The sequence below is a fragment of the Gordonia sp. 852002-51296_SCH5728562-b genome (genome assembly GCF_001665475.1).
GTDB classification, from domain to species: domain Bacteria; phylum Actinomycetota; class Actinomycetes; order Mycobacteriales; family Mycobacteriaceae; genus Gordonia; species Gordonia sputi.
In genome coordinates this window covers 1-14,758 of sequence record NZ_LZMI01000061.1, presented here as the reverse complement: position 1 = coordinate 14,758, position 14,758 = coordinate 1, and the positions used below count along the sequence as shown (strand labels likewise).

Below are 14,758 nucleotides of genomic sequence, written 5' to 3'. Positions count from 1 at the left end.
AGAGGTTTCAGGCAAGCCCGAGCGCGAACGCCCCGACGAAGGCGCGCACCGCGTCGGAGTTCGGTGGGTGGAAGCTGCCCGCGCGTACGTCGCGGTAGAGCCGCTCCAACTCGTTACGACGATGCAGCGCACCGGCTCCCGCGATCTCGAGTGCAAGATCGGTGACCTGCCGGGCGACCCGGGTGCTGTTCTCCTTCGCGGCGAACAGGCGCAGAAGGGCGCGGTCGCCGAGATCTTCACCGGCGGTGAGCGACTTGGTGAGATCGTCCAAGGCGCCGGTCACGGCTTCGAGTGCCAGCTCGGCCTCCGCGACGTGATACTGCGTGAACGGCTTGTGTGCGACGGTCTCCCCGTCGAGGCTGAGCGCGCTGCGCGACGTCGCCGAGGCGATGGCGAGATCGAGTGCGCGGCGGGCGATTCCGACGTAGATGTTGCCGAGCGCTGGAAGCACCCACGGGAAGATGCCCGCGACGTATCCGGTGGGTTGCTCGCCGAGTTCGACGACGCCGACGGTGCGTTCGTGTGGAACGAAGACGTTGTCGAGCAGCGTGTCGTGGCTTGCTGTTGCCCGCACGCTCAGGGTGTCCCAGGTCTCGACGGTGGTGACGCCTTCTTCTCCGCGAGGACTGAAGGTGTGCACGATCTTTGGGTGTTCGGGGTCGGAGTTGTCGCGGGCGTGCACGCCGAGCCAATCCCATGCCGGTGACAGCGAGGTGAAGATCTTTCGACCGGTGATGCGGTAGCCACCCTCGACCGGCGTCGCGATGGTCGTCGAATCGTCGATGACGAGGTCGTTGCCTGGTTCGCCGTGCCCGGCGGCGATCACCTTGCCCGTGGCGACTTCGTCGGCGAGCCATGAGACATCCGAATTACCCTGTGCGAGTTGATCGGTGATCGGACCGACCCAGTACAGGTGCATGTTGATCCCGAGCGCGGTGGCCGGCGCGAACGTGGCAAGGCGACGCTGCTCGGCGTTGAGCTGGTGCAGCGTCAGGCCGAGGCCGCCGCGTTCGACGGGCAGCGTGGCGCGCAGGTAGCCGAGTTCGGAGAGGTCGGCGAGGTCGTCGGCGAAGAAGGTGTTGTCGCGATCGTGGGTGACGGCGCGCTCGCGGAAGCGTTCGAGGGTGTCCTCCGGGATCACCCATTCGGTGGTGGTGGGTTGAATTATTGTCTCTGTCATGGCGTTTCCCCTGTGGAGTTGTGGCGGTGGAGTTTCGGCTGTGGGGTTTTGTTGTCGGGGTGCTGGGGGGAGGTGTCAGTCGAAGAACTGGTCGTCGGGGCGTACCTGCAGCGCGATGCTGAACCGGTTCGCTGCGGCAAAAGCTGCGACGACCTGGATCGCCTCGTAGATTGCAGCGTCGTCGAGTCCGAGGTCGCGCAGGGCGTCGAGGTCGTCGTCGGAGACCTCGCCGGGGCGGACCGAGAGTGTGGCCGCGAAGTCGGCGAGCGTGCGCTGACGCGCGGTGAGTTCACGGACCTCGCGGTAGTCGACGGCGATTCGGGTTCCGAGCTTCTTGTCGCCGAGTGCGTCGCCGAGGCTGACGGCGTGGTTGAGACGGCAATAGGAGCAACCGTTTTCGGCGGAACTGACGGTCGCGATCAGTTCACGATCGGCGTAGGGGAGCAGGCCGGCGTTGGGGTCGAGCAGCCCGAGGATGTACTCGTTGAACCGCGCGGCATGTGCGCCACCGAGCGCGAAAGCGCGCACCCAGTTGGGGATGTAGCCCAATTGACGTTCGATGGAACGGATCTGGCGTTGAAGATCGTCGGGCAAGTCGTCGATCTCGGGCACCGTGAGGCGCGAGATCTGGGTCTCCGGAGCGGCGTCGAGCGTGTTTGTCATGAGGTGTCCCCTGAAGGTGGAAGTCGGTGCAGTTCTGATGTCGGTGAGTCGTCGATCTGCGTGATGCCGTGCGGCGGACGGGCCGCGGTGGTGCGTCGAACGATAGGAAGCGTCGTGAGCGACCGACAGGTTAAGAACTGCGACGATCCGAAATGTGGGCATGCCCAGTCGGCTTTATGAAGCGCCCAGTCGCCGCGAGGAGGCGCCCAGTCGGCCGTACGGAACGCCCAGTCGGCACGATGCAGCGCCCAGTCGGGGTGGATGCGCGGCGGTCGGTGCGTTGGGGGCTGTTCAACTCGTGACGCGGTTGTTATGCCCTGAGGTTGGTATTTGGAAGAAGAATCACTATGGTCACATTAGTCCCATTAGTCACATCTGTAACAGGCCTCGATGGGGATTGCCTGACCAACTGCGTGCTGGAGGTGCGGACAGCCGTGAAACTCCGACTGTCGAATCCGTTCGTCTCCCGGGCACGTCCGGGGAGTCGACGTCGTCGAACATCATCAGCGGTCATCTGCGCCGTTGCCCCTGCGCTGCTGGTCGGAGGGGTCATCGCGGGCGACGGCTACTCGTCGCGCTCCGACATCGGTCTCGCGGCCGACGCCGGCGTGGTTCTCATCGGACACGGACACGGTCACGGCCGCGGCATGGGCCAGTGGGGTGCGTATGGATACGCCAAGAAGGGCTGGTCGTCGTCGAAAATCCTCCAGCACTTCTACGGCGGTACGACGCTGAGCAAGGCCGACCGGCCCGACATCACCGTCGGACTCAGTAAGCAATCCGCGGTCAACGTGCGGGCGGATGCTGGTGCACGCGTCGGGCGCGTGCAGGTGCAGCCGGGGCAGGCGGTCAGCATCTCGGGCGGAACCGCGACCATCACCAGCGGCTGCGGCGGTGGCGCACTGCAATCGGTGCCCGCGACCTTCGTCGATCCGATCAACCCGGCCACCAATCGTCCCGGAAACGAGTTGCTGAAGTTCTGCGGATCGAACGCGGCGTATCGCGGTTCGCTCGGGCTCGACGGCGGACGCGTGGTCAACAAACTGAACCTCGACGACTACGTCAAGGGTGTGATCGCCAAGGAGAGCATTCCCGGCTGGGGCGATTCGGGCGGCATGGAAGCGCTCAAGGCGCAGGCCGTCGTCGCGCGGAGCTATGCGCTCTCGGCCATCGCGGGCGGTAAGAAGATCGACGACACCCAGAACTCCCAGATGTACGGCGGCGTGGCGGGTGAGGACCCGCGCACCAACCGTGCGGCCGACGCGACGTCGGGACAGATCCTGCGGCAGAACGGCCAGCCCGCGTTCACCGAATTCTCCGCGTCGACCGGTGGTTACACCGCGGGTGGACGTTTCCCGGCCGTCGTCGACGAGGGCGATTCGATTGCGCCGGAACACAATTGGACTGCCAACGTGAGTGGGTCGAGCATCGCGTCCGCTTTCGGGGTCGGTGCGCTGCGTAGTTTCGAGGTGATCGAGGCCAACGGGCTCGGGCCGGAGAACGGTCGCGCCTTGCGGGTCCGCGTCTCCGGCTCGGGCGGCACCGTCGAGGCGACCGGCGAGGACGTTCGGACCAAGCTTCAGCTCAAGTCGTCGTGGTTCTCGGTGAAGGGCCAGACGAGTAAGCCGAAGATCGTGACCCCGCCGACGGGGCCGGGTGCTGGCGCCGGGTTGGGTTCTGCTGATCTCGGCTCGCTGATCCCCGACTCGCTGACCGGACTGGCCGACAACCTCGTGCCCGGGTCGTCGAAGCTCCTGGGCATCGCGACCGACGCGCTCAACGGCAAGCTCGGCGATCTCGGTGGCGTCACCGGGCCGCTCGGCCAGGCGGTCGGCGTCCCGACGCTGACGCCCGACGGCGCCGGGGTCACGCAGCTCTTCCAGAAGGGCATGATGTTCTTCAGCCAGCCGACCGGCGCCCACGCGCTCGCGGGCAAGGGCCTGGCCGACTTCCAGCAGCGCGGCGGCGTCCCGGTGCTCGGCTTCCCGCGCGCCGACCGGCTGCGCTGAGCGGTCGGGTCGGGCCGGCCGCGGTCAATCAGTGCGGCGGCCCGATCGCTGTGGCGTCGAGCCAACCGCCCGAGCCGACGACCCCCGAGCCGACGACCCGGCCCGACTACTCCGGGCCGGCGTCGACGACCTGGGCGGCGATGTCGACGAGTTTGGTGTTCGAGTCCTGGGAGAGCCGCGCGAGGAGGCTGAACGCCTGGTCGGGGCTGAGTCGGTACCGTTCCATCAGCATGCCCTTGGCCTGGCCGATCAGGTCGCGTGAACTGAGCGCCGTGCGGAGCTGCTCCTTCTCGCGCACCGCCGAGAACGCAGTCGCGGTGTGGGCGGCGAACAACTGGCCGAGGGCCCGCGCCTCGTCGTCGAAGGCGTTCGGAACAGTGCTGTGCAGGTTGAGTGCGCCGCGTTCTTCGCCCGCGATGTAGAGGCAGAAGCACGCCATCGACCCGATGCCGAGGTCGGCGGCCGCCGCGCAGAACGTCGGCCAACGCGTTTCTCGACGCATGTCGTCGATCCAGATCGTGGTGTCGTCGGTGGCCGAGCGGATGCACGGTCCCTCGCCGAGTTCCTGTTGAAGCGCGTCCGATTGTGCCGCGATCTCGCCGATCATCACCGGCGTCTCGATCCGGCCTTCGGTGACGATGGTGATGCTGGCGTAGTCCGAGCCGATCGCCTCGGCGGCGGCCTTGGTGAACAGGCGCAGCAGCATGTCGCTGTCGGTGCTCTTCGACTGCAGTTGCGCGACAATGCGAGCGATCTCCGAACTCTTCTCAGCGATCTCGGTGCCCGTCCATGTGGTCGGCGCGGTTGTCCGCGAGGTGAGGTCAGTCAATGGTTACTCCTTCCGCACAGCATCCACACAGCACTTCGTCGCAGGCGCGCATTTGGTGTTGCGCACAGACGTACTGCCTGGACCTATCAGCCGAAAACATACTCCGTACCTCGCAGGAGATGCGATGTGATCGAACTACCGAGCACGGGCTGGGGGTTGTCGTCCGGGGTGCGCGGGCGCTTCTGCTCCGCGAAGGAGCGTGCGGCGGCGTTCTTCACGGCCATCACGGTCGGCGAGACGCCGACGGTCTGCACTCGATGCCACGGCACGTTCAGGTCACCTGGCCGTGCCCAGTACCACAGCCAGATCGGGTACATCCACAGTTGGATACCAAGTGGTTTGGCGATACGCATGGCAGCCTGGCCGACGGCTTCGTGGTCGGACTCGCCGTCGTGATCCCACACGGCCAACAGGCCGTTGCGGGCGCCCGGCCGGGCGTCGAGGATGTCTCTGATCATCGCGTCGAGGCGGTCGGGGTACTGCTGGAGCGTCCCCGAATGGAGGCCACCCCATCGTGGGAGGTCGAGGCCGAGCAGCATCGACGCGGTGTCGAGTTCGAGATGCCGACGGTTTGCCAATTGCTCGGGCGATCCGGGGTGCGTCGCGTGGCCGTCGGACGCGCAGATCGTGACCACCTCGATGCCCTGCGACGCCGCGGTGTGCACGAGGCCGCCGGCTCCCAGGATCTCGTCGTCGGGATGAGCTGCGACGACGACGAGGCGATCGATGTCGAACACAACCTGTGGCCAGGTCTGCGAGGCCAGCCAGGTGAGCCACTCCGGTTCGGGGGTACCGAACGACTTCGGCGACTGATTCAGCGTCGGCGCGGGAAAGAAGCGGGTCATCGGCGTGCGAGGCGGAATCGGGACGTCAGGCGACGAATCGTGTGCGTGTGTGGGCGTCAGTATTGGTGGAGTGACGTGCTGGGAGGTCATTGGCGGACTCCTACGGGGAGTTGCGCAATCCGCAGTACACAAACAGCGGAACACGAGCTGCGATGCACAGTCTTCGGTGAGCCGATCTCTACAGCCCAATGAACCGAGTATACGAGTCCTGGCCAGCCCCGATTGCGTGGTCGGCGCACATCACAGCTCGACGCGGCGCTCTCGACGTCGTCGCGGCGTGTTCGCGCGTGTCGATCACCTCGCGCGTCTGTCGTCGCCGCGCGCCTGGCCGGCCCCGACCCCTGCGTGTGTGGACGACTACTTTGTCGGGTCCGTTACCCTGAACACCCGTGGCCACCAATAGCACCGTCGCGTCGAACTCATCCTTTGATCTGATCATCGTCGGATCCGGGTTCTTCGGTCTCACCATCGCCGAGCGCGCGGCGACCCAACTCGACAAGCGGGTCCTGGTGGTCGAGCGCAGGTCGCACATCGGTGGCAACGCGTATTCGGAGGCAGAGCCCGAAACCGGCATCGAGGTGCACAAATACGGCGCTCATCTGTTCCACACGTCGAACAAGAAGGTGTGGGACTACGTCAACCAGTTCACCGACTTCACCGGCTATCAGCACCGGGTGTTCGCGATGCACGACGGCCAGGCGTACCAGTTCCCGATGGGACTGGGGCTGGTGTCGCAGTTCTTCGGCCGGTACTACAGCCCCGATGAGGCGCGGGAACTGATCGCCGAGCAGTCCAGCGAGATCGACACCAAGGACGCCAAGAACCTCGAGGAGAAGGCGATCAGCCTGATCGGGCGCCCGCTGTACGAGGCGTTCATCAAGGCCTACACGGCCAAGCAGTGGCAGACCGACCCCAAGAATCTGCCCGCTTCGAACATCACGCGACTGCCGGTGCGCTACACCTTCGACAACCGCTACTTCAACGACACCTACGAAGGGCTGCCGGTCGACGGCTACACCGCGTGGCTGGAGAACATGGCGGCCGACGAGCGCATCGAGGTGCGCACCGACACCGACTGGTTCGCCATCCGCGACGAGATCCGGGCCGCCAACCCCGACGCGCCGGTCGTCTACACCGGCCCGCTCGACCGGTACTTCGACTACTCGGCGGGACGCCTGGGATGGCGCACCCTCGACTTCGAGACCGAGGTGCTGGCAACCGGCGACTTCCAGGGCACCCCGGTGATGAACTACAACGACGCCGACGTTCCGTTCACGCGCATCCACGAGTTCCGCCACTTCCACCCCGAGCGCAAGAACTATCCGACGGACAAGACCGTCATCATGCGCGAGTTCAGCCGATTCGCCAACGACGACGACGAGCCGTACTACCCCATCAACACCCCGGAGGACCGCGACAAGCTCGCCGCCTACCGGGAGCTCGCCAAGACCGAGACCGCAGACGCCAAGGTGTTGTTCGGCGGCCGGTTGGGCACCTACCAATACCTGGACATGCACATGGCGATCGCGAGTGCGCTCACCATGTTCGAGAACACGCTGGCGCCGCACCTGAGTGACGGTGCGCCGCTGGCGGAGGCGGAGTAGATGAGTGTGACTGTTTCCAACGAAACGACGTCTGTCGAGACGATCGAGACCACCGGGGCGCAGCCGGCGACGGCGCCGAGCGTTCCCGAGTCGAAGGCCGTCGAACTACTGCAGCGGGTCATTTTCCCGCGGCCGGGTGAGCCCATCGATGTGCGCTCGCTCTATCAGGTGGAGTCCGACAACAACACTCGTCGTGCCCACGCGCCGACCCGGACGTCGGTGTTGCTCGCGGGCGAGTCGGAGGTCAGCTTCGAGACGTACTTCAACGCGTTCGCGGCGTCGTATTGGCGACGCTGGTCGGTTCTGAAGTCGGTCGTACTGCGCGTGGAGGTCCGCGGCACGTGCCGCGTGGACCTGTACCGCTCCAAGGTCGACGGCTCGCGTATCGGTATCGGCGGCGACCTGGTGCCCACCGACGAACACGGTTACGGCGTCATCGAATTCGAGCTCGACCTAGGTCCGTTCGAAGACGGCGGATGGATCTGGTTCGACGTCACCACCGACACCGACACCGAAATCGTCTCGGCGGGTTGGTATTCGGCGGTTGCAGCGTCGACAGGTCCGGACACCAAGCGCGTCACCGTCGGCATCCCGACGTTCAACCGGCCGACGGACGCTGTCAACGCGCTGGCGGCGCTCACGTCGGATCCGTTGGTGGACGCGGTGATCGACGCCGTGCTGATGCCCGACCAGGGCACCCGCAATGTGGTCGACGAGCCGGGCTACGAGGAAGCCTCCGCAGCGCTTGGCGACCGGTTGCACATCTTCGACCAGGGCAACCTCGGTGGCTCGGGCGGCTATGCGCGCATCATGTACGAGGCGCTGCGGCTCACCGACAGCCCGTACATCCTCTACATGGACGACGACATCGCAATCGAGCCGGATTCCATCCTGCGCGCGCTCGCGATGTCGCGATTTGCCAAGTCGCCCATGCTCGTTGGCGGTCAGATGCTCAACCTGCAGGACCGCAGTCACCTGCATTCGATGGGTGAGGTGATCAATCACCACAACTTCATGTGGACGGCCGCGCCCTTCGTCGAGTACGACCACGACTTCGCTCAGTACCCGTTGCGCGACAGGGAGAATTCCAAGAACCTGCACCGTCGGATCGACGTCGAGGGCAACGGCTGGTGGATGTGCATGATCCCGCGCGAGTGCGCGGAGCAGATCGGCCTACCCATGCCGTTGTTCATCAAGTGGGACGACTGGGAGTACGCCCTCCGCGCCGCGAAAGCGGGCTACCCGACGGCGACGATCCCGGGAATCGCCATCTGGCACATGGCCTGGAGTGACAAGGACGACGCCATCGACTGGCAGGCGTACTTCCACCTGCGCAACAGGCTCGTCGTCGCCTCGATCCACCACGACGGTCCGATCAAGGGAATTCTCCAGTCGATGGTCAAGGCGACGGCCAAACATCTTCTGAGTCTTGAATATTCGACGGTCGCGATTCAGAACGAAGCGATCCGCGACTTCCTCGCGGGGCCCGATCACATCCGCGACCTGTTGCCGACCGCGCTTCCCAAGATCGCAGAGATGCGCAAGCAGTACCCAGACGCGGTCGTGTTGCCCTCGGCAACCGAACTGCCCCGAACCAGCGGGGAGGCAACGCATCTCGGTGTCAACGTGCCGACCAACCCGGTGAGCAAGCTCAAGGCGCTCGCGGCGTCGGTGGTCAACAACCTGCGCCCCGCAGACCCTCGTCATCACGAGGTGCCGCAAGCCAACTACCCGCCGATCGAGGCCCGGTGGTTCTCGCTCGGACGGGTCGACGGCGTCACTGTCACCACGGCCGACGGTCGGGGAGTGGTGTATCGCCAGCGAGACCGCGACAAGATGATCGCGCTCGCACGCGAATCCGCTGCCCTGGTGCGTGAACTCAACGAGAGGTTTCCTGAGATGGCGCAGCGCTACCGCGCCGCCCATCAGGACTTGACCAGTAAGGAGAGCTGGGCGGGTGTCTTCGGAATCGAATGATCGGGATGTCGCGGAACGCGACGAATCGTCGAACGATGCGGTCAGTCGCGGTGAGAGCCGCGAGGTCGACGCGCTGATCGCCATTCAGGATGCGCTCTACGACCGTCCCGGTGTGCTCCCGACAGCGCGGGCCCTCTCGCATTTCGGCGAGCATTCGCTCGGTTGGCTGGCCATCTCGGGACTCGGGTACGCCGCCGCTCGTCGTCGAGGCGACGCCACGGCGCAGCGGCGATGGGTCGAGGCCGGAGTCGGTGCATTCGGTACGCACGCGGCGTCGGTGATCATCAAACGCATCGTCCGACGCCCCCGCCCGCACGACCCCAGAATCCGTATCGGGGTGTCGACGCCGAGCAAGCTGAGCTTTCCGTCGTCGCACGCGACGTCGACCACCGCGGCGTCGATTCTGATCGGTCGGGCCGCCGGTTTGCCGCCCTACCTGCTACCGGCACTTCTGGTGCCACCTATGCTCACGTCGCGGCTTGTGCTCGGGGTTCACTATCCGAGCGACGTCGCCGCGGGAGCCGCACTCGGCGCGCTGGGTGCTGGAGCCGTCATCGGTGCTGACACGCTGTTCGAGCAGGCATCACGGACGGCTGCAGGGCATCCGCACGCCACGCGCACCGCGCGTGTGGCGGCCCGAGCCGGTGCGCTTGCGCTGGTGCCCGGGCAGACCGCACGGACAGCGGCCGCGTGGGCGATCAGGAACCGAGGAGAGGCATGAGCGAGGAGCCCATCGAGAGCGGCAAGAAGGTCGGGCCGCCGAAGAACCGGGTCGACGGCCTGATCAAGGCGCTCCGCCCACGGCAGTGGGTGAAGAACGTCCTGGTGCTGGCAGCTCCGCTGGCCGCGGGCAGCATCACCGACGCACATGTGCTCGGCCGCGCCGGGATCGCCTTCGTGGCATTCTGTCTCGCGTCGTCGTGCATCTACCTGATCAACGACGCGATCGACGTCGAATCCGATCGCAACCACCCGACCAAGCGGTATCGGCCGATCGCCGCGGGCGTCGTGCCCGTCAAGCTCGCGTATGTGCTGGCAGTGGTGCTCGGCGTTGCATCGCTGCTGATCGCCTACTCGGCGAACTGGCAGACCGCGGTGGTCATCGCGGTGTACCTGGTGATCCAGCTCGGCTACTGTTTCGGGCTCAAGAACCAGCCGGTCATCGACATCTGCATCGTCTCGTCCGGATTCCTGCTGCGAGCGATCGCCGGTGGTACCGCGACCGACATCAAACTGTCGCAGTGGTTCCTGCTGGTCATGGCCTTCGGATCGCTGTTCATGGCGGCGGGCAAGCGCTACGCCGAGCTGGTGCTCGCCGAGCACACCGGCGCCAAGATCCGTAAGTCGTTGCAGTACTACACCACGAGCTACCTGCGCTTCGTCTGGACGCTCTCGGCCACGCTCGTCGTCGCGTTCTACGGCCTGTGGGCGTTCGACAAGAACTCCGGCCACGACACCAACGTGTGGTACGCCATCTCGATGGTGCCGTTCACCATCGCGATTCTGCGCTACGCCGTCGTCGTCGACGGCGGTACCGCGGGCGAACCCGAAGAGATCGCCTTCGGCGACCGCATTCTGCAGATCCTGGCGCTGGCATGGATCGTCTGTGTTGGTGTCGCGGTCTATGCCGTCTGACGTTCGTGACGAGCCCGCTCGCGCGGGGCGGCACAGACTTCGAGAGACTGCCGGCACCGACGCTACTGCCGCAGATGACCGCGATTTCGACACCGACGTCACGATGGTGATCCCCGTCGTCGGCAAGGGGTCCGGCGCCGCAGAGCAGGAACCCGGTCCAGTCGGCGGGGAACCCGGCGATGTTGACGACGACGTTGCCGTCGGCTCTGATAACCGGGTTGACGACGACACAGCTGACGCGGCCGACGAGGACGACACGGCTGACGCAGACGACGAGGATGCGGCCGCGGGCCATCCGCCGGGAGCGGGGCGTCGGAGATTTCTGTCGTCGTGGGGACCACGTGAGTGGACGGCGACGGTCAGTTTCCTGATCGGGGCGATCGGGGTCACAACATTCTTCGCGATCGGAGCATGGCAGCGTCGGTGGATCGCCGACGACGGTCTGATCGTGCTGCGCACCCTGCGAAACCTCTTCGCGGGCAACGGCCCGGTGTTCAATGCCGGCGAGCGTGTCGAGGCAAACACCTCGACGGCGTGGACCTACCTGCTGTGGTTCTGGGCCTGGGTCACCGACGGCCAGCTCGAGTACGTCGCGCTCTGGGTCGCGTTGGTGCTCTCGGTGTCGGCGATCCCGATCGCGATGTACGGCACGGCACGACTGCTCGGACCGCGCATCAGCGGTCCCGCTGCAACCGGGATCACGTTGCTGTTGCCACTGGGTGCGATCGTCTACGTCGCGATCCCGCCCGCGCGTGACTTCGCCACGAGTGGTCTGGAAAACGGCCTGTGCATCTTCTGGGTCGCGGTGCTCTGGTGTCTGCTGATCGCGTGGTCCCGGAGACGGGCCGAGGGCGACGCCCCACAGAACGCGGGTGCGCGACGAACCGCGGGTTACCGAGGAGCCGCGGCGACGCTGTTCCTCGCGTTCTGGGCGGGGCTCGCGCCGTTGATCCGACCGGAACTCACCGTGGTCGGCGGGATCGCATTGGTGTTGGTCTTCCTGGCGCCGCTGACATGGAAGATGCGCGTCGGTGTGGTGGTGTGCGCTGCGGTGCTGCCGGTGGGCTACCAGATCTTCCGGATGGGCTACTACGCACTGCTCGTGCCCAACCCTGCTGTCGCGAAGGACGCGAGCGGCTCCAAGTGGCATCAGGGCTTCATCTACCTCGGCAACCTCTTCGGCCCCTACACGCTTGTCCTTCCCGTCATCCTGGCTGTCGTCGCAGGGGTCTTGATCGTCATCGGCACCCGGATGAACAGCGCGCGCACACGCGACGACTCGGGCGTCGAGGCGTCGTCGAAGGAGAAAGAACGCCCGACGGTGCGCGAGCGGCTGTCGCGCTGGTCGCGCAACCTCCAGACGCCGACGACCGTCACCGTTGCCATCGTGGTCGCGGGACTGATCGACGGCGTCTACTGGCTGCGCCAGGGCGGCGACTTCATGCACGGCCGTGTGCTGCTGACATCGATGTTCACGATCCTGCTCCCGGTCATGGTCGTACCGCTCTCGCTGCCCGCCCTCGCCGATGTCCGCGCGGCATTCGGACGCGGCGTCGACGCTGCGAAGGACCGGAATCGACGTCGTCGCGTGCTGGTGCAGCTCGGCGGCGCGACCGTGATGGCGGCACTGTGGATCACGACGCTCGTGTGGGCGATCGTCTGCCACGAGAAGGTGCTGCCCAACGCGGGCATCGACATCGGACGCAGCGGCATCGTCGACGAACGTCGGTTCTACGTCACCAACATGGGTAACGAGAACCCGGTCACCGCTGCCGACTACCTCGACTACCCGCGCATGCGCGCCATGGTCGAGCGGATCGACGAGTACCGCACGCAGGGCGGAGTGATCCTGCCGTCGAACAACTACGACGAGTGGTACGTGGCCAAGCTGCCGGATAACACCCCGCAGGACAAACGCAAGGCGACCGTCTACTTCCTCAATCTCGGAATGACGAGTATGAACGCGCCACTCGACGTCCGCGTGATCGATCAGATGGGACTCGCCTACCCGATCGCCGCGCACACAGAACGCCTCGAGGACGGCCGCATCGGGCACGACAAGAACCTGCCTGCCGAGTGGGTCATCGCGGAGTCGGGCGCCTATCCCAAGTGGCCGGTGCTGCCGGGCTTCCTCGACGAGGACATGGTCGCGCAGGCGAAGGAAGCGCTGACGTGCTCGCAGACCGTCGACCGGATCGAGTCGTACAAGGACACCTGGTCCTACGCGCGATTCAAGAAGAATCTGTCTGCCTCGTTCGGCTTCTCCGACTACCGCATCCAGCGCAATCCGGAGTACGAACTCCAGCGCTGCGGACTGCCGGTGCCGCCCCGACTGCACCCGAGATGAGCGTCACATTTTCGACGGTCCGACCGATGAACTATGCAGGTCAAACGCTATGGGGATGTCTGAGGCCGCGAGAGATTTGTCCTGTTATGTATCGGATAGGTAACGTCGAAGCCTGATAAAGCGATGAGAGATAAGACCGAGCGGTATTGGTCGATCGGCACCACGCCGACGCCGTAAGGCGGCGGGTGTGGCGACGGTCACACTGATTGTCAGTGTGTTGGACGATGCAATAGGCTCCCGAATCGTTGTGCATTGCACGTGAAGCTGTGGTGCATCGCACTCGGGGGTGTGTCTCGCACAGTTCGTGTGGAGGCCGCAAGCGACGAGCAAGAGCGTCGTCCAGGGGTGGCCAAGCCGGTCGGGTTGATATCGCGCACGTAACGATCTGGTGCCTGGTGTGTCCTGTGGGGCGCATGGGGACTGGTAACAGAGGAGAGTTTGGTCGATGGGAGTAGCGGTGAGGTCGGGAGCGATGACACCCGGTAAGCGCGGTGGGTTCCGGTTGCGCAGCCGATTGGTTGCGGTGACGGTCGCGCTGATGACGATCGCGGGTCTCGCGTCGGTCATCACGGGCGCAGGTACCGCAGATGCACGTATCAACGGGACCCCCGCGGGCAAGAGCGAGTGGTGGATCGACGCCTGCGGCATGCCGACCAACGGGGCGTTCGGCAACAAGTCGATGAATCCCGGCAAGGTCAAGGTGCGCTCCTGGTTCAAGCCGGGCAATACCCGCACCGTGATCCTTCTCGACGGCATGCGCGCCCAGTACGACTTCTCGGGCTGGGAGATCAACACCAACGTCCAGGAACTGGTCAACCGCGGCGTCAACGTCGTCGAGCCGATCGGCGGGCCTGCCAGCTTCTACACCAACTGGAACGCACCCAGTAACTTCAACGGCCAGCAGCGTCGTTACATGTGGGAGTGCGTGATCCAGAACCGCCTCGCGCCGGCTCTGCGTCAGAAGGGCTTCAAGGGTAAGGGCGGCAAGTACGCCATCATGGGCATCTCGTCCGGTGGTAACGCGGCGCTCGTCCTCGCGGCCAAGCGTCCCGATCTCTACTACGCGGCAGGCTCGCTCTCGGGCTACGACTTCCTGAGCGCTCCGGGCATGCACACCATGCTTCGACTGGCCATGCTCGACGTCGACCCCAAGCCGTGGAACGTCGACGCCATGTGGGGCGCGCCGTGGGATCAGCGTTGGTACGACAACGACCCGTTCATGCTGATCAACCGGATGCACCACCTCAAGGTGTTCACCGGATCGGGCAACGGACTCTTCGGCCGCTACAACGCGCTGCCGAACGTCTTCGACGACCTGTTCAAGGGTTCGACGCTCGAGCTGCTGGCACTCGCACAGCGCAAGGCATTCGAGGTCGCCGCGTTCACGCAGGGCATCAACCTCATGACCTACGACGCCAACGGCACCCACGCGTGGGGCTACTGGCAGGACATGGTGTGGAACGCCTACCAGCGAGGCTTCTTCCGCTGATCTGAGCAGTAGCGTTTACTCACAAGCGACCCCGACCGGGACTTGGCGGTTTCAAGGGGTCGGCGCAACACTGCTGTTAGTTGGTGGTGATTAGATCACGCAGACGCTCGGCTGGGGTATCCCAGCCGAGCGTTTTGCGTGGACGGCCGTTGAGTTCCTGCGCGACGTGTTCGAGATCGG

11 protein-coding genes are annotated in these 14,758 nt (G+C 65.4%); 7 read left to right on the top strand and 4 right to left on the bottom strand.

What is annotated here, in order from left to right:
• Positions 1 to 7: 7 nt before the first annotated feature.
• Together A5766_RS10710 and A5766_RS10705 are read right to left on the bottom strand one after the other, a co-directional pair.
• Positions 8 to 1,180 (bottom strand): acyl-CoA dehydrogenase family protein, encoded by a 1,173-nt coding sequence (locus A5766_RS10710; protein WP_005206239.1) that lies wholly within the window; start codon positions 1,178 to 1,180, stop codon positions 8 to 10.
• A 75-nt stretch (positions 1,181 to 1,255) separates the two neighbouring features.
• Positions 1,256 to 1,843, bottom strand: a complete 588-nt coding sequence (locus tag A5766_RS10705) for a peroxidase-related enzyme (protein WP_005206242.1) — start codon at positions 1,841 to 1,843, stop codon at positions 1,256 to 1,258.
• A 434-nt stretch (positions 1,844 to 2,277) separates the two neighbouring features.
• Here A5766_RS10705 and A5766_RS10700 point away from each other — a divergent pair, with 434 nt between their 5' ends.
• A complete protein-coding gene (locus A5766_RS10700; RefSeq protein WP_156527441.1) occupies positions 2,278 to 3,852 on the top strand; it encodes a SpoIID/LytB domain-containing protein in 1,575 nt (524 codons plus the stop codon).
• Between the two features lie 106 nt (positions 3,853 to 3,958).
• On the opposite strand, the gene A5766_RS10695 is transcribed toward A5766_RS10700, so the two are convergent.
• On the bottom strand, positions 3,959 to 4,681 hold the full coding sequence (locus A5766_RS10695) for a GAF and ANTAR domain-containing protein (protein WP_064904701.1): 723 nt from the start codon (positions 4,679 to 4,681) through the stop codon (positions 3,959 to 3,961).
• Between the two features lie 86 nt (positions 4,682 to 4,767).
• A complete protein-coding gene (locus tag A5766_RS10690; RefSeq protein WP_064904699.1) occupies positions 4,768 to 5,616 on the bottom strand; it encodes a PIG-L deacetylase family protein in 849 nt (282 codons plus the stop codon).
• Positions 5,617 to 5,915: 299 nt separating this feature from the next.
• On the opposite strand from A5766_RS10690, the gene glf reads away from it, so the two are divergent.
• The 6 genes from glf (at position 5,916) to A5766_RS10660 (ending at position 14,578) form a co-directional block, all read left to right on the top strand.
• Positions 5,916 to 7,130, top strand: a complete 1,215-nt coding sequence (gene glf / locus A5766_RS10685) for a UDP-galactopyranose mutase (protein ID WP_064904697.1) — start codon at positions 5,916 to 5,918, stop codon at positions 7,128 to 7,130.
• Positions 7,131 to 9,107: a glycosyltransferase gene (locus A5766_RS10680; protein WP_231894614.1), complete on the top strand. Its 1,977-nt coding sequence runs from the start codon at positions 7,131 to 7,133 to the stop codon at positions 9,105 to 9,107.
• Entirely contained in the window at positions 9,088 to 9,828 is a 741-nt protein-coding gene (locus A5766_RS10675) for a phosphatase PAP2 family protein (RefSeq protein WP_064862158.1), read from the top strand. Before A5766_RS10680 ends, A5766_RS10675 begins: the two co-directional genes overlap by 20 nt.
• Positions 9,825 to 10,742 (top strand): decaprenyl-phosphate phosphoribosyltransferase, encoded by a 918-nt coding sequence (locus tag A5766_RS10670; RefSeq protein WP_005206257.1) that lies wholly within the window; start codon positions 9,825 to 9,827, stop codon positions 10,740 to 10,742. The genes A5766_RS10675 and A5766_RS10670 overlap by 4 nt, the downstream gene beginning before the upstream one ends.
• Complete coding sequence (gene zomB, locus A5766_RS10665) at positions 10,732 to 13,089, top strand: flagellar motor control protein ZomB (protein WP_005206259.1); 2,358 nt, start codon at positions 10,732 to 10,734, stop codon at positions 13,087 to 13,089. The genes A5766_RS10670 and zomB overlap by 11 nt, the downstream gene beginning before the upstream one ends.
• Before the next feature lie 472 nt (positions 13,090 to 13,561).
• Positions 13,562 to 14,578, top strand: a complete 1,017-nt coding sequence (locus A5766_RS10660) for an alpha/beta hydrolase (protein WP_005206261.1) — start codon at positions 13,562 to 13,564, stop codon at positions 14,576 to 14,578.
• The last annotated feature ends 180 nt before the right edge of the window (positions 14,579 to 14,758 follow it).